This is a genomic window from Kordiimonas gwangyangensis DSM 19435 = JCM 12864, assembly GCF_000375545.1.
GTDB lineage: Bacteria > Pseudomonadota > Alphaproteobacteria > Sphingomonadales > Kordiimonadaceae > Kordiimonas > Kordiimonas gwangyangensis.
In genome coordinates this window covers 385,191-401,959 of record NZ_AQXF01000001.1, presented here as the reverse complement: position 1 = coordinate 401,959, position 16,769 = coordinate 385,191, and the positions used below count along the sequence as shown (strand labels likewise).

General features: G+C 58.6%; 17 protein-coding genes. 4 read left to right on the top strand and 13 right to left on the bottom strand.

Annotated features, from left to right (window positions below; genetic code table 11):
- Positions 1-30: 30 nt before the first annotated feature.
- Complete coding sequence (locus B150_RS19350; protein ID WP_162139639.1) at positions 31-489, top strand: TlpA disulfide reductase family protein; 459 nt, start codon at positions 31-33, stop codon at positions 487-489.
- On the opposite strand, the gene B150_RS0101855 is transcribed toward B150_RS19350, so the two are convergent.
- The 3 genes from B150_RS0101855 to B150_RS0101845 all read right to left on the bottom strand — a co-directional run bounded on the left by B150_RS0101855 (position 486) and on the right by B150_RS0101845 (position 3,941).
- Positions 486-1,562 (bottom strand): hypothetical protein, encoded by a 1,077-nt coding sequence (locus tag B150_RS0101855; protein ID WP_020398175.1) that lies wholly within the window; start codon positions 1,560-1,562, stop codon positions 486-488. The genes B150_RS19350 and B150_RS0101855 overlap by 4 nt on opposite strands.
- Positions 1,563-1,564: 2 nt before the next feature.
- Positions 1,565-3,115 carry an MBOAT family O-acyltransferase gene (locus B150_RS0101850; protein WP_020398174.1) on the bottom strand — a complete coding sequence of 517 codons (1,551 nt, stop codon included), beginning with the start codon at positions 3,113-3,115 and terminating at the stop codon, positions 1,565-1,567.
- Positions 3,116-3,263: 148 nt separating this feature from the next.
- Positions 3,264-3,941 (bottom strand): glutathione S-transferase family protein, encoded by a 678-nt coding sequence (locus B150_RS0101845; protein WP_020398173.1) that lies wholly within the window; start codon positions 3,939-3,941, stop codon positions 3,264-3,266.
- Between the two features lie 266 nt (positions 3,942-4,207).
- Between B150_RS0101845 and B150_RS0101840 the strand changes: the two genes are divergently transcribed.
- Complete coding sequence (locus B150_RS0101840) at positions 4,208-5,026, top strand: FAD:protein FMN transferase (protein WP_020398172.1); 819 nt, start codon at positions 4,208-4,210, stop codon at positions 5,024-5,026.
- Positions 5,027-5,076: 50 nt separating this feature from the next.
- On the opposite strand, the gene B150_RS0101835 is transcribed toward B150_RS0101840, so the two are convergent.
- On the bottom strand, positions 5,077-5,733 hold the full coding sequence (locus tag B150_RS0101835) for a hypothetical protein (RefSeq protein ID WP_020398171.1): 657 nt from the start codon (positions 5,731-5,733) through the stop codon (positions 5,077-5,079).
- A 140-nt stretch (positions 5,734-5,873) separates the two neighbouring features.
- Here B150_RS0101835 and B150_RS0101830 point away from each other — a divergent pair, with 140 nt between their 5' ends.
- The gene (locus tag B150_RS0101830) at positions 5,874-7,814 is read left to right on the top strand and encodes a tetratricopeptide repeat protein (RefSeq protein WP_081611267.1); all 1,941 of its coding nucleotides are present in this window, start codon (positions 5,874-5,876) and stop codon (positions 7,812-7,814) included.
- A 56-nt stretch (positions 7,815-7,870) separates the two neighbouring features.
- On the opposite strand, the gene B150_RS0101825 is transcribed toward B150_RS0101830, so the two are convergent.
- The 8 genes from B150_RS0101825 to B150_RS0101790 form a co-directional block, all read right to left on the bottom strand.
- Positions 7,871-8,515: a glutathione S-transferase family protein gene (locus B150_RS0101825; protein WP_020398169.1), complete on the bottom strand. Its 645-nt coding sequence runs from the start codon at positions 8,513-8,515 to the stop codon at positions 7,871-7,873.
- A 73-nt stretch (positions 8,516-8,588) separates the two neighbouring features.
- Entirely contained in the window at positions 8,589-9,464 is an 876-nt protein-coding gene (locus B150_RS0101820) for a 3-hydroxybutyryl-CoA dehydrogenase (protein WP_020398168.1), read from the bottom strand.
- A gap of 118 nt (positions 9,465-9,582) precedes the next feature.
- A complete protein-coding gene (locus B150_RS0101815) occupies positions 9,583-10,509 on the bottom strand; it encodes an electron transfer flavoprotein subunit alpha/FixB family protein (RefSeq protein WP_020398167.1) in 927 nt (308 codons plus the stop codon).
- Positions 10,509-11,255: an electron transfer flavoprotein subunit beta/FixA family protein gene (locus B150_RS0101810; protein WP_020398166.1), complete on the bottom strand. Its 747-nt coding sequence runs from the start codon at positions 11,253-11,255 to the stop codon at positions 10,509-10,511. Before B150_RS0101810 ends, B150_RS0101815 begins: the two co-directional genes overlap by 1 nt.
- A 178-nt stretch (positions 11,256-11,433) precedes the next feature.
- The gene (locus B150_RS0101805; protein ID WP_020398165.1) at positions 11,434-12,000 is read right to left on the bottom strand and encodes a cob(I)yrinic acid a,c-diamide adenosyltransferase; all 567 of its coding nucleotides are present in this window, start codon (positions 11,998-12,000) and stop codon (positions 11,434-11,436) included.
- 10 nt (positions 12,001-12,010) lie between these two features.
- On the bottom strand, positions 12,011-12,199 hold the full coding sequence (locus B150_RS0101800; protein ID WP_020398164.1) for an HIG1 domain-containing protein: 189 nt from the start codon (positions 12,197-12,199) through the stop codon (positions 12,011-12,013).
- A gap of 65 nt (positions 12,200-12,264) precedes the next feature.
- Positions 12,265-13,128, bottom strand: coding sequence for a tRNA glutamyl-Q(34) synthetase GluQRS (gene gluQRS, locus B150_RS0101795; protein WP_020398163.1), 864 nt, complete (start codon positions 13,126-13,128; stop codon positions 12,265-12,267).
- A 59-nt stretch (positions 13,129-13,187) separates the two neighbouring features.
- Positions 13,188-13,796 carry a TetR/AcrR family transcriptional regulator gene (locus B150_RS0101790; RefSeq protein WP_020398162.1) on the bottom strand — a complete coding sequence of 203 codons (609 nt, stop codon included), beginning with the start codon at positions 13,794-13,796 and terminating at the stop codon, positions 13,188-13,190.
- An 81-nt stretch (positions 13,797-13,877) separates the two neighbouring features.
- On the opposite strand from B150_RS0101790, the gene B150_RS0101785 reads away from it, so the two are divergent.
- Positions 13,878-14,330: a VOC family protein gene (locus tag B150_RS0101785; RefSeq protein WP_020398161.1), complete on the top strand. Its 453-nt coding sequence runs from the start codon at positions 13,878-13,880 to the stop codon at positions 14,328-14,330.
- 14 nt (positions 14,331-14,344) lie between these two features.
- Here B150_RS0101785 and B150_RS22060 read toward each other — a convergent pair whose 3' ends face one another.
- Positions 14,345-16,528, bottom strand: a complete 2,184-nt coding sequence (locus B150_RS22060; protein WP_020398160.1) for an ATP-binding protein — start codon at positions 16,526-16,528, stop codon at positions 14,345-14,347.
- Between the last annotated feature and the right edge of the window lie 241 nt (positions 16,529-16,769).

The window sequence follows — 16,769 nt, the reverse complement described above, 5'->3', positions numbered from 1 at the left end:
GCACCGATAAATTCTTATCTGAAAGGCGAAATGGCAAAGTTGACCTTGCCCGAGACACCGATGAGCCTGCCTGCGCACGAAATCATCTTTGAGGACGGCTCCAAGGCGCCGCTGTCGTCCCTCAAGGGCAAGGCGATGCTGGTGAATGTCTGGGCCACGTGGTGTGCACCCTGCCGCGCCGAGATGAAAGAGCTCGCGAACCTCCAGAAAGAGCTGGGCGACGAGAATTTTGAGGTGGTTGCCATCACCGTTGACCGCGGCGGTATCCCGCAGGCGCGCGAAACGCTGGAGGAATGGGGTGTGGAAGGCCTGGGCCTCTACGCGGAACCCACCATGAAAATCGCCTTCGACCTTGCGGACGGCAAGCTGCCGACAAGCTATATCATCGGACCTGACGGGCAGGTGAAAGCGCTGTTCCTCGGCCCGCTCAAGTGGGATGAGCCGGAAGCCATCGCGCTCTTTACCGCGCTCAAGGAAGGCAAGCTTTAGGGCTGCTGCCCGGCGATACGAAAGCAGCGGTCGCACCCCGCTACGCTATAGGGTGCTTTGTCGCCAACGGTCATGTCCATGATCACCTTGCCGGCGGCGGGCCGGAAGTGGCCCGGCTCGTAATAGTATGTCGGTCGGAACTGAGGCTCGGAATCGCGTGCGGGCTGCTCTTCTGTCAGCCACCAACGCCCGGAAAAATCCCATAGCTCAACGCTGGTTTGCGTTGGAGTGGCTGCAACGGCAGCCTCAGCTTGATGCAGCCACGCGTGATAAAGAGGCAGCCGTCCCTGTTGTTCGATGAGGGACATGATGCTGGCGTGATAGGGTGGGACCAGGAAGGTGACCGTGGCCCCTTGCGCCGAGGCCGCCTTCGCCGTCACCTCCACAATGAAGCTGACGAGCGGTCGGCCTTCCGGCATCTGGGAAGGCCGGCCCTGATTTTGGCCCAGCTGTTGTTTCACCTTGGCGAGATTGAGGCGATAGGACGGTTCCTGCCCTTCGCGCGCGAACAAGCCTTCATAGGCCGCGCCGGGGTGAAAACCGTTAGCGCGCATGGTATCCGCATAGGGACGTGCCCGGCTGGCGAGTGTGACAGCAGCATCCGATAACGCCGATGTGGAGAACCAGAGGGTCAGATTGTCCACGCGGTCAGGAGGCAGGAAAGGCCCTTGTGGGTCGCGCCCGATAAAGTCGAGAAAGTCGAGCAGCACATAAACATGTTTGATGTCTGGCTGCTCGTTCAGGAGCTCAGGCAAGCGCAGCGCCGACTGCAGAATGCCTTCCCCCGGTATGCCGTAGTTGAAAGCGGGTTGCAGGTGTTCTGGCAGAGTTTCAGGGTCGATGCCGACATCAATGCGTGAGTTTCCGATGAAAAGGCTTTTCGGCTGCGCTCTCCCGAAGCGCGCGGCCTTCGCAGCGGCGGCCTGGTTATAGGCCTGCGGTTTTGCACCCGGGACCACGTCGTGGCCCAGTAGGCCGTATGGATCGGTGAGCATGATGACGCCTAGAACCGCAAGTGCCATCAGCACAGCTGTGAGCGTCAGGGTGCGCAGATATGTGGCAAAGCTCATCATCGTCAGAACCGGAAATAGAGAAATTCGCTCACCTGCGTGAGACTGAGGACAGACAGGATGAACAGCAGCGCCGCCAGTCCCGCATAGGCCTTTGTCGGGCGCCAAGTGAAGCGCGCAGGCATATAATCGGCGCCTTCGAAGTGCGGCCGATACCGCCGCATGAACTGCGCCGTGGTTGGCATGAAGAAGCAGATGGCGCCCCCCGCCGCGATCCACAGCCAGGCAAGGATAAACTGGCCGCCACCGCCGTCATGGGTCGCGATGCCAAGGCTGTCACAAAGGGCTTTGAGCCACGGCAGCTGGTTGACGATGCCATAGGGCAGGCTGGCGCCAGCCATGCCACCCATGCCGCCCAGAAGCGACAGCGCGGTGTTGAAACTCTCCGCCCGGAAAAACACCCAGCCAACGACCACCGCCAGGAAGGTAAGCAGTTGCCCTGCAAGGGGAATGGCCGGAAGCATAATGCCCGCAGCGCTGAGCCGCCTCACGACATAGTGCCAGCTGTGGTTGACGATCAGGTAAAAGCCGTGCAGGGCACCCCAGAGCACAAAGGTCCATGCTGCGCCGTGCCAAAGCCCACCCAGAAGCATGGTCACAAAAAGATTGAAATGGCGCCGCAGCCGCCCGCGCCGGTTGCCGCCAAGCGGAATATAGAGATAGTCCCGCAGGAAACGGGATAAGGTGATATGCCATCGCCGCCAGAAGTCGATGATCGAGCGTGCCTTGTAGGGCGCGTTGAAATTGAGCGGGAGGCGAAAGCCGAACATCCGTGCAAGGCCAATCGCCATGTCACTATAACCGGAAAAATCGAAATAGAGCTGGAAGCTGTAGGCCAGCGCCCCCTGCCATGCAGCGAAAATATCCACCGGTTGCCCGGCATCTGCCGCGGTAAATACGCCTGTGGCGAAGGGGGCCAGATTGTCAGCCAGTACACACTTCTTGAAAAGCCCGACCGCGAAAATGGTAAACCCGACTGCGAGATTGCTGCGCGTCTTCTCGCGAATGCGGTTGTGCGCGAACTGCGGCATGATTTCGCTGTGGTGGACAATCGGCCCCGCGATGAGCTGTGGGAAGAAACTGATAAAAAGCGCGTAGTCGCGCAGGCTCTTCTCACACCGGCCTGTCCGGTAGCAATCCACCAGATAGGCGATTTGCTGGAATGTAAAGAAGGAGATGGCAAGCGGCAAGGCGATGGCCTCGATCACGAAAGCTTCGCCGCTGATGTCGCTGGCGACCGACATCAGGAAACCCGCATACTTGAAGTAGGCGATGGTGCCCAGATTGATAATGACAGCGAGCCAAAGCCATGCCCGGCGTGTGTGTCCACTTTTTCTGGCCTGGCCGGACACCAAATAGCCGAACAGGTAGTTGAGCAGAATCATCGGCACAAGCAGGCCGAGGTAGGCGGGATTCCACCAGCCATAAAAGAAAAGCGAACTTACAAGGAGCCAACTGAAGGCGACCGCGCGTCCGTACCATCCCACAAGCAGGTAATAGGCCGCGAGCGTGACAGGCAGAAACGCAAAGATGAATTCATAGGAATTGAATAACATGAATCTGTAGTGCCCTGCCCCCTCAAGCCTGCACTACCGTAGCAGTAATACCCTACCGTGCAATAGGGTATCACCGGTAGGTGCCCTGCAAGCGCCCATGACGATGATTTAGCGCGCCTGCAGAGGTGATTTGTTGCAAGAGAGACCCTTAGCCGAGGCGTTTGGCATCCAGCGCGACTTGGTCATGTTCAATGACAGCAGTCTCTTGCGCTGCGTCCTTGTACCAGGCGTCCACAAGCGGATGGTTGCGCACGGCTTCCATGTAGCGGGTGGATGTCTCGCTCAGCTTCATGCCGTAGGAGAGGAAGCGGGTGACGACGGGCGCGAACATCATGTCGGCGGCGCCAAACTCACCAAACAGGAATTCACCACCGTCGCCGAAACGCTCGCGCGCGGTGGTCCAGCGGTTGTCGGCCTTGGTCACGTCGCGCTGAACGGCTTCAGAGAACTCAAGCCCGGTCCAGCTATCGCGCAGGTTCATCGGCGCGTGGGTGCGCAGGCCCATATAGCTTGAGTGCATTTCCGCCGCGATGCTGCGGGCATAGCCGTAGGCGGCGGTCTCGCTCGGCCACCAGTTCTTCTCCGGGCTCAGGCGCGCGCAATAATCGATGATCGCGAGCGAATCCCAGATAATCTCACTGCCGTGGTGGAGGGCAGGCACCGTGCGGCTTGGCGACAGCGCGCCAATGCGCTCGTGAAAATCAGGGGTGTCGAGCTGTAGCAGTTCTTCCTCAAACACGAGGCCGGAGTGGGCAACCGCTAGCCAGCCGCGCAGCGACCAACTGGAATAGGTTTTATTACCGATAATGATTTTTAGGGCAGGCATGTCGTGACAATCCTTCTTCGAAATACTTCTCCTCGCGCGGGGCGGGAGCCGTGCGGATGGTCCCATCGCTCTTAGCATGAGGCGGGCGCGCGGGCGACGGATTGTTTTTAAGCTTCACGGCAATGTGCGCTAATGCAGATTCGGCGTTGCAATTAAGAATGATTATTAATAATAATGATGATGCAGACGCACTGCCAATATGTCGGCAGGCCCAAGGAGGCCCAAAGGTGCCTCGCGACGAAACAGATCAAAGGGAGGAGACCCGCATGTCCTGCTGCCACAAAGTGACTCGTTCCAAGCCCATCATGGGGGATGTGATCTCGCTTTCGACCCTTGGGGTGCACGGCGCCTGTGCCATGCGCGCCATGCGGACAGCCTTTGCGCAGCTTGAGGGTTTTGCGGCCAGCATTGATACCGATAGCGCGGATAGTGAGCTGATGCGCCTGTGTGCGAATGTGCCGGGTGTGCCGCATCCGGTCTCCCGCGCACTCTGGTATATGCTGCGCCTCGCGCAGGAAGTGGCCTACCGGTCTGACGGTGTGTTCGATGTGGCGGCCACGGGCACCGGCGGCGCGGCGGACTGGATGGACATCGACCTCTCGGTGCAGGGGTTTGTCACCCTCCGTCGTCCGCTGATGATTGACCTTGGCGGTGTGCGTAAAGGCTTCGCCGTTGATCTTGCGGTGCAAGCGCTCAGGCAAGCCGGGGTGCGGCGCGGCATCGTTGACCTTGGCGGCCATATCCGCGCCTTTGGCGCGCAGGAATGGCGCGTGCAGTTTCACTTGCACACGTGCGGCAAGGATGAGGGACTGCCGGTAATGCTCAACAACGGTGCCATATCGGGTTTTGGTGGCGCGCTGGGCGGCGGCATGTTCTTTGATACCGCCAGCCACATGGCGCGTGACGCCAGCGAGTGGGGTGAGATGAGCATGCTGGTGCGCGCCCCCTCAGCCGCGGCCGCCGATGCGCTAACGGTCGTGGCGGCGCTGATGCCGGGCACAGCAGCGCGTGTGCTGTCGGCCTTTGGCGCGCACGGCATTGTGCTGACGCCGCAAGGCGCCCACGCGCTTGAATATGCGTCATAAAAAAACCCGGCGCTTGGCCGGGTTTCTTCAAATCTGATGTAAGCGATTGCTTAGCTGGTGGCTTGCGCGCGGCGCTTGCGCTGGCGGCGGGCCATGTAAACCACGGCAGGCAGCAGCAACAGTGCGGCAGCAGGCTCAGGCACAGCGGCCGGGGTCACGATCAGTGCAAAGCCAGAGCTTTTGGTGTCCGAGTTCGGGTCGGGGTTGCCGCCCGGGAAGAAGAACGGATCCTGCGGGTTGAACGCACCCACATCGCCGCCCGGAAGCGCGAATGTGGTGGTTACCGGAGATACGGTGATATTGAGACGCAGGAAGTAGGTACCCGCTGTCTGGATCAGGTCACCCATACCGCCTGTCGTCACGACCGACAGCGGACCGGTGGCCGGTAGGAAACCGAGACCCTGATACGTATTGGTCGCAGAGAAATACTGGAACAGCGTCCAGGAGAACGAGAAGTTGGTCAGGTCGGTAACGCCGTTACACAGCGACACGGTCTGGCCGACAACGTTCGGGTTGTCGTTGTAGTCGAAAACCGAATTGCAGCCATCCAGCTGAAGGTCATCACCAAGTGCGATCGGTGCGTAAGTGCCGGGATCAGCGAGGACTTCACCGTAGACCACGGGTCCGCTCGCAGCAGCCGAGTTTGTGAACGTAAACGCGGATGCGAGAACAGCGCCAGCGGCCAGAAATTTTCTCAAAGTTGTCATCTTTAAATATCCCATGACAATGCCATTTCTTAATCCTATACCTAAAAAAACGCGCAAATTCCATTAAAATTGTAAAAAGTACAAAAATTAGCTAGTCTCATGCGCGTTACCATACAGCCATACGGGGGCAGGTCGTTGTAATGATACGGAAATCAGCACTTTTAATCGCTTTGGCACTGGCCGCGTGTGGAGACTCGAATGAGGCGGGGCTGAGTTCTTCCGAGCTCGCATCTTATGATCGGGCTGCACTTGAACAACTGGCCGCAGACGGGAAGGCAGAGAAAGCCATTCAGGTCATCCGTGCCAAGGAACAGCTGCAGATGGCGACAACGGACGATCTTCTTGTCCTCGCTGAAATCTATATTGACCAGATGAACGGTGTGGCGGCGCAGGTCGCGGTGGAGAAAGCGCGCAAAAGCGGTGCCATCGATTCGCAGACCGCGCTGCAGATGGGGGCCGCCTATCTGCTACAGGGCCGATTTGAAGAAGCCAAAGCCGAACTGCGCAACGTCAAACTTTCGGGTCGCAACGGTTTTGAAGCGCTGATGCTGCAGGCTGATATAGCGGTGCAGGAAGGCGATGCGGCACTTGCCCGCAAATATTACGACTTTGCCGCCGGCACCGACAGTAACAACGCGCGCGTAGACCTTGGTCTTGCGCTGCTTGAGCTTGGTGAAGGAAATCTGGACGCCGCAAAGGGCGCCGCTGAAAACGCGCTCACTAAAGATGGTCAGCAAGGTATGGCGCACTATGTGCTGGGCGCCATCGCCCGTATGCAAAACGAGCCTGAATTGGCAATCGACCACCTGCATAAAGCGGTTGAGTTCGAGCCGTTCAACATCCACGCCCTTGTTGAATTAACTGCGGGCTACATTGATGTTCGCAAGCTCGAGGATGCAGAACGGGTGCTTGATACTGCCATGGCCATTGCGCCGCAGTATACGCTGACCCAGTTCTATACGGCTTTCCTGATGGCGCAAAAAGGCCAGCTCAGGGAAGCACAGGAGGTGCTGCTGCGGACAGGGGAACTCGTGAACGTCTATCCGGCGGCGACGCGTCTTTTTGGCCTCCTGTCGTTTGAGCTTGAGAATTACTCCGGTGCCTCAAAATATCTGCAGATGGCACTGGCCAATAACCCGGACGACCGTCAGGTACGTATGGCGCTGGCTGAAAGTTATGTGAGAAGCGGGCTCCCGGCCAAATCGCTTGAGGTGCTTGAGCCACTCACCAAGGAAGAGTTGCAGGACGCCGAAGCGCAGGCCGCAGCGGGTGCTGCCAACGTGGCATTGGGACGTGGCGGCGCTGCGGCGGAGATGTATCGCAAGGCAATCACTTTTGCCGCTGCTGGCGAGGGCACTGAGGCTGCACTTGACAAGAACATCGAAGGCGGACTGATCGCCGCGCAGGCGATTGCCGAATATAGCGCAGGCAATGTGGACAAGGCGATTGAGCTGATGAGCAGCCTTGAAGGGCTTGGGCTTATCAGTGTCGACCACCTTACGTCCATCGCCAATATGCAGATGGAGCGTGGGATGCTGGACGGCGCGCTAGAGACGGCAGATAAACTGATCTCCATGGAAGACGGCAAGGCCGTTGGCTACAACATCAAAAGCGCAGTTTACTATCGCACCAGCAAGATGGCCGAAGCGGCTGCTGATGCCACCAAGGCGATTGATCTGGTGCCGGGCTACCAGTCCGCGCTCAAGAACCGGGCTTATGCCAACAGCGCGCTTGGCAACTATCAGGCTGCCAAGACTGACCTGAAATTACTTGCAGGACAGGTCTCCACCGATGGCCAGCTTCTGGCCAAGCTTGGCCACACGCATCTGATGCTGAATGAGTTTTCGGAAGCCCGTGTCGCGCTACAGCAGGCGCGCAGGCTGTTGCCAACCTCAGCTGTTGTGGCCGCCAACTATGCGTATGCCCTTGGTCAGTTGCAGGATTATGATGAGGCAATCACGCAGGCTGAGGCTGCCCTCGCGCTCGCAACGGATGAGTCAATGAAGGCCGAGCTCAAGGACACGGTCACCGAATATAAAAACGCCAAGCTCAAGAAAGAGCAGAAGCAGGCAAACCAGTAAAACTGGCCCGCACAAAACCCGCACACAAAAGCCGCCACCCTCGGGCGGCTTTTTCTTTATACCTCAAGGGCATAGGGCGAAAGGTCGATGCCCTCAACCTCGCACACTTTCCGCACAGCTGTGCGGGCTGCCATACGGCGCATGAAAGCGCCAAGGTGCGGGAAGGAAAGTGGCGGCAGTGCAAAACGCCCGCACCAGTGCGCCAGCATGAAAAGGAAGGGATCACAGGCACTTAAGGTGTGGCCAAGCAGATAGTCCCGCCCTTCCAGCTGCTCATTCAGTAGCCCCAGCATGTCGGTCACCCGGGCCTCGTGCGCGGCCTTCACGGCTGTGGCACCTGATGGGTCGGTGGTGTGTTTATCCGGGTAACAATAGACCATCAGCTCCGCCTGTAGCGTATTGGTCAGATACATCATCCACTGGAAGAATTTCGCCCGCTCAGGGCCGTCCTGAGGGATCAGGCCGCTGTCAGCGTGGCTTTCCGCGATATAGATGCAGATGGCGGGGCTTTCAAACAGCACCAGCTCGCCATGTACGAGCGTCGGGATTCGCCCGGCGGGGTTCAGGGCCAGATATTCCGGCGATTTCTGCGCTTCTGACTTGCGGTCAACCAGCACAAGCTCATGCTCCGCCCCCACTTCCCGCAACAGGATGTGCGGGGCGAGGCTGGCATTGTCCGGGTAATAATACAGGCGGTACATGGTGTTGGCTCGCAGTTAATACAAAAATGCGCACCTCTCAGGGTGCGCATTCAGCTGTCTTGAGTTGTCCGGCTTACCGGGTCGGTACTGGTTCCCCGTCGGTCCGGTAGTCATAGAACCCGCGGCCCGTCTTGCGGCCAAGCCAGCCAGCTTCCACATATTTCACCAGCAGCGGGCAGGGGCGGTATTTGCTGTCCGCGAGGCCATCATAAAGCACCTGCATGATCGAGAGGCAGGTATCAAGGCCGATAAAGTCCGCGAGCGTGAGCGGCCCCATCGGATGATTGGCACCCAGCATCATGGCGCTGTCGATTGCCTCAACGCTGCCCACACCTTCATAAAGCGTGTAAATGGCTTCGTTGATCATCGGCATCAGGATACGGTTGACGATAAAGGCCGGGAAATCCTCGGAGATCACGGTCGTCTTGTTCAGTTTGCCGGTATAGACCTTGAAACGCTCGAACGTGTCGTCAGACGTGGCAATGCCGGGGATCAGTTCCACGAGTTGCATGATCGGCACCGGGTTCATGAAGTGCACACCCATGAATTTTTCCGGCCGGTCGGTTGTGGACGCAAGACGCGTGATCGCGATGGAGGAGGTGTTTGAGGCAACAAGCGCGCTGGGCTTCAGGTGCGGGCACAGTTCCTTGAAGATCGTGGTTTTGATCTTCTCGTTCTCTACCGCAGCTTCGATCACGAGGTCACAGTCAGAATGGGCGGAAAGCTTGTCCGCGAGTTTGATGCGCGCGAGTGCTGCGTCCATCTCTTCCGCGGTGATCTTGCCTTTGCCAACCTGACGCGAAAGATTGCCCTTGATCACCTCAAGGCCCGCTTCCACCTTTTCCATGCTGACATCGGAGAGCACAACATTCATGCCCGCAAGCGCGCTCACGTGGGCGATCCCGTTGCCCATCTGGCCTGCGCCGATAACCCCTACCTTCTCAACCATTCTGCATTCTTTCGAGCTTTGTTTTCAGGGCTTTATGCACCCCTTGTCACTCAACCTATTATCACGTTTAAAAAAAGGGCGCTACTAGAGCGCCCTTAATTTCTGGTTGTCGCTCAGCTTAGAGCGCCTTCTCAAGCGCGGGCACTGCCTCGAAGAGGTCGGCCACAAGGCCATAGTCCGCAACCTGGAAGATCGGCGCTTCTTCATCCTTGTTGATCGCAACGATGATCTTGCTGTCTTTCATGCCGGCAAGGTGCTGGATAGCCCCCGAAATGCCAACAGCGATGTAAAGCTCAGGCGCCACGATCTTGCCGGTCTGGCCAACCTGATAGTCGTTCGGCACAAAGCCCGCGTCCACTGCGGCGCGCGATGCACCAACGGCAGCGCCAAGCTTGTCAGCCACAGCTTCAATGATGGTGAAGTTCTCACCCGAGCCCATACCGCGACCACCGGAGATGATGATCTTCGCGGATGTCAGTTCCGGACGATCGGATTTCGAAAGCTCTGCACCCACATAAGAGGATACGCCGGCCTTGCCAGCAGCAGCGATGCTTTCAACCGACGCCGAACCGCCTTCAGCGGCTGCTTTGTCGAACGCGGTGCCGCGCACGGTGATGACTTTCTTGGCATCCGAAGACTGCACGGTCGCGATGGCGTTACCGGCATAGATCGGGCGCTTGAAAGTATCGGTGCTGACAACCTCGATGATGTCCGAGATCTGTGCAACATCAAGGGCAGCCGCCACACGCGGCAGGAAGTTTTTGCCAGACGTGGTCGCAGGCGCGAGGATGGCGTCATAGTCGCCAGCCACCGACAGCACAACAGCCGCCAGCTCTTCCGCGAGCGGATGCTCATAGGCTGCGTCATCAGCTACGAGGACTTTGGTCACGCCTTCAATCTTGGCAGCAGCTTCAGCAGCCGCACCGCAGCCCGAACCCGCCACGAGGGCATGCACGTCGCCAAACGCCTTGGCAGCCGTTACGGTCGCAAGCGTTGCGTCTTTTACAGACGTATTGTCATGTTCTACGAAAACGAGAGCGGTCATTAGATTACTCCCTTTGCTTTAAGCTTGCTTACAAGTTCTTCAACGCTTTCAACCTTTATACCGGCTTCGCGTTTCGGCGGCTCTTCGACCTTGAGGGTGGAGAGGCGCGGTGCCATGTCCACACCGTAGTCTGCCGGGGTCTTCTCGTCGATCGGCTTGCGTTTTGCCTTCATGATGTTGGGCAGCGACGCGTAGCGCGGCTCGTTGAGGCGCAGGTCGGTGGTGATGATGGCAGGCATGGTGAGCTTCACAGTCTCAAGGCCGCCGTCAACTTCACGGGTTACATTCACGCTGTCGCCGTCAAGCTCAACCTTGGAGGCGAAGGTGCCCTGTGCCCAGCCAAGAAGCTGCGCCAGCATCTGGCCGGTCTGGTTGCAGTCGTCGTCGATTGCCTGTTTACCAAGCAGCACGATGCCCGGGTTCTCATCAGCGATGATGCCTTTGAGGATTTTCGCAACAGCGAGCGGCTCCGTGACACCGTCATGCTCAACGAGGATACCGCGGTCAGCACCCATGGCGAGGCCGGTGCGCAGCGTTTCCTGAGCGGCTTTCGGGCCAATGGAGACAACAATAATCTCTTCAGCCTTGCCTGCTTCCTTGAGGCGGATGGCTTCTTCGACAGCAATTTCGTCGAAGGGGTTCATGGACATTTTTACGTTGGCAAGCTCAACGCCTGTATTGTCCGATTTGACGCGAACCTTCACGTTATAATCGACTACCCGTTTGACGGGGACCATGATCTTCATGGGGTTCTCTCTCCCATTTTTGTGCAGGGCAACAAATGCCCGGGGAACCGCAGTTGACAAAGCCGGGGTGAAAATGGCCCCAGCCCTTGGAAAATTAGGGGTACACAGCGTTAAACCATAGAAAAACCCGAGTCAATGCAGTGCAGCAAAAACCACTTTGCCGTAGCGTTCTCGTGTCTTACCGGTTGGCCCCTGGCACCCACAAAACGTCACCTGAACCTTTCTTGTTCACGTGCCTTGAGAGGACAAATAGGTGGTCGGACAGCCGATTCAAATATTTTATCGCCTCTGGGTTAATGGGCACTTCACGGCTGGCTGTGATGGCCTCGCGCTCGGCGCGGCGGGTGACGGTGCGCGCATGGTGAAGATAGGCGCCCGCCGGTGTGCCGCCCGGCAGGATGAAGTTGGTGAGCGGGCTCAGGTCCTCGTTCATGGCGTCGATCTCTTCCTCGAGCCGTTTCACCTGCGCCGCCACAATGCGCAGGCTCATCTCGCCCGGCGTGAAATCGTCGCCGGGGGTCGAGAGGTCGGCGCCAAGGTCGAACATATCGTTCTGGATGCGCATGAGCATGCTGTCGGCCACACCTTCGGTATATAGCCGCGCAATACCGATGACCGAATTGGCTTCGTCCACGGTGCCATAGGCGGCGACGCGGGCGTCATCCTTCGGTACACGTTTGCCGCCGGTCAGGGACGTTTGCCCCTTGTCGCCGCCGCGTGTGTATATCTTGCTCAGTTTCGGCACACCGCCTCCTCTAGCTTGATACGGCCCAAAGTACAAAACAGACCACGGCAAGCGCTTGGCATACAACACGCGCCTGCATCAGCTTGTTGCCGTATTTTTTGTTGGTGTCGCCGCCTTTGGTCATGACCGTCACACCGGCAAAAAAGATGCCCAGGGTGATCAGCATGAACAGGAGGCCAAGGAAAAAGAGGAAGTTCATAGCGTGACCTTAATATGTTTACGTGCGCCCCACTATAAACCTGCCGCTACTCCCGGCAAGGGCTGTCAGCCCCCTTGCGACAAAAGGTTGCGTTTAAGTGCTTCCGGGCTTTCCCCGGCTTCGCGCAGGCTTTCAAGCGTGACGGACTTGTTGCGCTTGGCAAAACGTTGGCCATGCTCATCGAGCATCAGGCCGTGGTGGTGATAGACCGGCGTGGCAAGGCCAAGCAAGCGCTGCAGCACCACATGTATATGAGTGGCGTGAAAGAGGTCTTCGCCCCGGATGATATGGGTGATGCCCTGCAGGCCGTCATCCACCACCACACTCAGGTGATAACTGGTGGGCGTGTCCTTTCGCGCCAGTACCACATCGCCCAGTTCCTCCGGCGTGGCGGTGATGGTGCCCTTCAGTTCGTCCTGCCACTCAAGCGGGCCAGTGACCAGCGCCAGTGCTGCCGCAAGGTCCAGCCGCCATGCGTGGGGGGTGCCTTCAGCAATTTTTGCTTCGCGTTCATCGGCGCTCAAGTCGCGGCAGATGCCGGGGTAGATCGGCCCGTCCGGGCCATGCGGTGCTGCCCCCGCGCCCGCGATCTCAGCCTCGATATCCTTGCGGGTGCAGAAACAGGGGTAGGCGACGCCCTTGGCCTTGAGCGCCTCAAGCGCGGCCTGATAGTCCGCGAAATGTTCGCTCTGCCGCCGTACAGGCTCAGGCCATGTGATGCCGAGCCACGCGAGGTCTTCATATATGCCGTCCACAAACTCAGGCTTGCAGCGGGTGGTGTCGATATCCTCAATGCGCAGGATGAACTGGCCACCTTCCGCCCGCGCCCGCGCATTTGCGAGCAGCGCGGAATAGGCATGCCCCTTGTGCAGCCGCCCGGTGGGGCTTGGCGCAAAGCGGGTGATGAAGTTGACAGCGGCATCTTTCATGTGCGCACCTTAGGAAAGCGCACGAATAAAGCAAACAGGAATGATGGGACGGCAAGGCATCAAGGCTTCAGGCCCGCCAGCATCTGATCGAAAATGCGGTCCATATAGGCGGTGTCCATGGGCGTTTGGTGCATCAGCAACTGATAAAACACTGCGCCAAAAAGCATATCAAGCGCGAGGGTGAGGTCCGCGTCCGCGCGCAGGTCGCCCACCGCTTGTGCGGCTTCAAGCTCGCGCCCGGCTTCTTGGCGCCGTGCGCGGATGAAATGGCTGCGAAACGCTTTCGAGACCTCGCTGTCCTCATGGGAGGCCGCCAGCATGCTGGCCACATAGCGCCCCGTGGCGTGGGAGAAGGTTTCTGATATGCGGTACAGCACAAGGCGCGCGCGGCCAAGCGCATCGTCCCCCGTGCCGCGCGCCGGTTTGGCGGGCGCGGTCTCCATCAGCGCGGCCATGGCAAGCTCGTTCGCATTGGCCCAGTAGCGGTAGATGGTGGGCTTGCCAACACCAGCCCGCGCCGCCACAGCCTCAATCGTCAGCGCAGGCATGCCGCTTTCGCGCAGCAGGCCCGCCGTCGCCCGCATGATTTTCAGGCGGGTTTCTTCACTGCGCGGGCGGCCACGGCTTGTGGTTCCCCCAGGTTTTCCGGTGCTCTCAGGGCTGCTCATTGTGCGTCAGTTGACTCTTTCTATTAATTACGTTACGTAACGTAACATAAATGATTCACCGCCGCAACAAAGGATGCAGCCATGAGTGACGACAGCAAAAACATCGTAGCCGCTTACCTCACCGTCAAGGACGCTGACAAGGCATTGGCCTTCTATAAAGCCGCTTTCGGGGCGGAGGAGATTTTCCGCCTTGTGGAGCCAAGCGGCAAGGTCGGCCACGCCGAATTCCGCATTGGCAACACGCTGATGCAGATCGCTGATGAATACCCGGACTTTGGCGCTTTAAGCCCCGTGAGCGTAGGTGGCTGTTCGGTCAAGTTCACCATCGAGGTGGCGGACGCGGCCGCGGCGATGGAGCGCGCGGTGGCAGCGGGTGCGCAGGTCAGCCGCAAGCTTGAGAAGCAGTTCTACGGCTATCTTGCCGGCATGGTGGCAGACCCCTTCGGCTACCACTGGTTCCTGCAGCAGGATGTGGACCACCTGAGTGCCGAGGAGATGCAGGCCCGCTGGTCCGACGTGTTCAAGGACGCTTGATATGCGTGGGCCGACTAGTCGGCGACGGCGCAGGCGGCCTTGTTGATGGCGTTGGCAAGCTCAGCCGCGTTGATGGGTTTGCCAACACAGTCATTCATGCCAGCGGCAAAATAGGTGGCGCGGTTTTCAGCCATCACGTCGGCTGTTAGTGCAATAATGGGGATCGCCCCAGCGGTCCCCGGCATGGCGCGGATTTTCTCGGTGGCTTCAGGGCCGCTCATCTCTGGCATGCGCACATCCATCAGGATCAGGTCAAAGCCAGGTTGTTCGCGCATCAGCCGCACAGCCTCAACACCGCTTTCCGCAACGGTGACAGTATGGCCCATTTTTGTAAGCAGGTTCTTGATGATCATCTGGTTGATCTGGTTGTCCTCCGCCACGAGGATCGAAAGCGCGCGCTGGCTGTTGGCGGCATTACCCTCTTGCTCGTCACTAGTCGGCAGGTCGGCCTTGGTGGCTGGTTCGTAAGGCATGGTGAAGGTGAAGGCGCTGCCAAGCCCCGGTTCACTGCGCGCACTGATTTGACCGCCAAGCCGCTCCACTAGTTTTTTGCAAATAGCGAGGCCAAGCCCGGTGCCGTGGTATTTGCGGCTGGTGGACGCGTCTGCCTGCTCAAACTCCCGGAACAGGCGGTCGAGCATGTCTGCGTTCATGCCGATGCCGGTATCAATCACCTCGAACACCAGTTCACGTTTGGCAGCGTCATGGTCGCACATCAGGGTGACGGAGCCGCGCTCGGAAAACTTCACCGCATTACCCATCAGGTTCACCAGCACTTGCCTGAGGCGGGTGTGGTCCGCTTTCACGACTTCGGGGAAGTCACCCGCCACCTTGGCGGTGATTTGCAGGCGGTCTTTCTTTTCAGCCGGACAGGTCTGGTAAAAAAGCTGTACCACATCGTTTGCCAGCATAGCGGGGCGGAAGGGCAGGGTCTCGATCTCGAACTTGCCGGCATCCAGTTTGGAGATATCGAGGATATCATTGAGGATGCGCAAAAGCGCCTGCGCTGCGCTTTTGATTTTCGCTACCTTCTGCTGGCTGACGTCCGAAAGGTCATCTTCAAGCAGCATGTCAGCGAAGCCGAGGATGCCTGTCATCGGTGTCCTGATTTCATGGCTCATGGTCGCGAGGAAGCTGCTTTTGGCATTATTGGCGATGATGGCCTGCTGTTCGGCGTACCGCCGATTGGCCATCTCGCGCAGCAGCCGGTATGCTGCGAAGGCGTATAGCAGTGCAATGGCTGCCACCACCATGATGATCGGTGTGACCGCGTTCATGTTCCGCGCGGCGACGGCGGCCGCAGGCATGTGTGACACCATGATAAATTTGGGTGCTTCAACCACGTCAAGCCGGTCTTCCGATATGGTGATGGTCTCCCAGTGCCAGCTGCCGGAGGATGTCTCCGCGCTGCCCATGGGGGCCTCGTTCATTTTCTGCCACATCTCCGGGTAGCGGGTACCCATGGTGGTGGTTTTGCCGAACATGAAGCCCCACTCATCCTCGGCGTCAGGCGATTTGAGCCAGTAGCCGTTCTGGTCAAGCAGCATCAGCTTATGGAGATCAGAGAAGGTGTCGAGGCGCTGCAACCTGGCCGCCGTGGCGATGTTGAGGACAAAAATACCCTTCGGGTTGCCCGCCCGGTCGAATGCGCGCAGGGCCATGCGCACCACAGGCATGTAAGGGGTTTGCACGGCGCCATTCTCAAAGTTGAGGTCCATGGGCGATACATACAGCTGCCGTGCCTTCAACTGCAGCCCCTTCTGGGTATAGGGGCGGTGTCTTTTGTCTTGAAGTTTGTCTGCCGGTACGAAGGAAATTTCGCTGCGAACCGGTTGGTCCACACGCACAATCTCCATGCCGGTTTCGTCAATCCAGCGGACCTGCGCGTATGCCGGGTTGCGCAGCAGCAAGGTCTCAAACGCATTCGATATTTCTTCAAGATCGGGGACAGGGCTGTTCAGGATCTCCTGGACCCTTGTCTCAATATTGACCACGCTGTGCAGGTGGCTCGCGGGCAGCTGCAGTGCCGTCGCCACGGACTGTTTCGCCAGTCGGACAGCAAGCGTTTCCTGCGTGAAGGACCGCTCCTTGGCGCGCTCAAGTGCGAGGTAACCCGCATAAACACCAAATGCGAAGATCACGCTGAACCCGACAATAAGCCACTTTATGAGCTGCCTGCGTGAAATGCGGTTTGTCAAAAAATCTCTCTGCGAATGGTGTGAACTAAGTTTCTACGCACCGGCACCTGCGCCGGATGCGTTCCCGGATAGCAGCAGCTTGCCGCACATTGATTAATGAATGATTTAGCATAGTAGTCGGCACCCATTGCGGCGGTAGCGTGGCGCGGGGTGCGACTCGGCTCGAATCACAATATAAAGCTTTGTCATCACGGCGTAACACTGTATCTTGATTGTCAGACGTGTCGGAGTTGTGGCCCGA

Coding starts and splice junctions, on each gene's coding strand:
- B150_RS0101810 (WP_020398166.1), bottom strand. CDS start 11,255: ATGAAGATCATGGTCCCCGTCAAACGGGTAGTCGATTATAACGTGAAG.
- B150_RS0101845 (WP_020398173.1), bottom strand. CDS start 3,941: ATGCCTGCCCTAAAAATCATTATCGGTAATAAAACCTATTCCAGTTGG.
- gluQRS (WP_020398163.1), bottom strand. CDS start 13,128: ATGAAAGATGCCGCTGTCAACTTCATCACCCGCTTTGCGCCAAGCCCC.
- B150_RS0101820 (WP_020398168.1), bottom strand. CDS start 9,464: ATGGTTGAGAAGGTAGGGGTTATCGGCGCAGGCCAGATGGGCAACGGG.
- B150_RS0101855 (WP_020398175.1), bottom strand. CDS start 1,562: ATGATGAGCTTTGCCACATATCTGCGCACCCTGACGCTCACAGCTGTG.
- B150_RS0101790 (WP_020398162.1), bottom strand. CDS start 13,796: ATGAGCAGCCCTGAGAGCACCGGAAAACCTGGGGGAACCACAAGCCGT.
- B150_RS19350 (WP_162139639.1), top strand. CDS start 31: ATGGCAAAGTTGACCTTGCCCGAGACACCGATGAGCCTGCCTGCGCAC.
- B150_RS0101850 (WP_020398174.1), bottom strand. CDS start 3,115: ATGTTATTCAATTCCTATGAATTCATCTTTGCGTTTCTGCCTGTCACG.
- B150_RS0101830 (WP_081611267.1), top strand. CDS start 5,874: ATGATACGGAAATCAGCACTTTTAATCGCTTTGGCACTGGCCGCGTGT.
- B150_RS0101835 (WP_020398171.1), bottom strand. CDS start 5,733: ATGACAACTTTGAGAAAATTTCTGGCCGCTGGCGCTGTTCTCGCATCC.
- B150_RS0101785 (WP_020398161.1), top strand. CDS start 13,878: ATGAGTGACGACAGCAAAAACATCGTAGCCGCTTACCTCACCGTCAAG.
- B150_RS0101815 (WP_020398167.1), bottom strand. CDS start 10,509: ATGACCGCTCTCGTTTTCGTAGAACATGACAATACGTCTGTAAAAGAC.
- B150_RS0101825 (WP_020398169.1), bottom strand. CDS start 8,515: ATGTACCGCCTGTATTATTACCCGGACAATGCCAGCCTCGCCCCGCAC.
- B150_RS0101840 (WP_020398172.1), top strand. CDS start 4,208: ATGTCCTGCTGCCACAAAGTGACTCGTTCCAAGCCCATCATGGGGGAT.
- B150_RS0101800 (WP_020398164.1), bottom strand. CDS start 12,199: ATGAACTTCCTCTTTTTCCTTGGCCTCCTGTTCATGCTGATCACCCTG.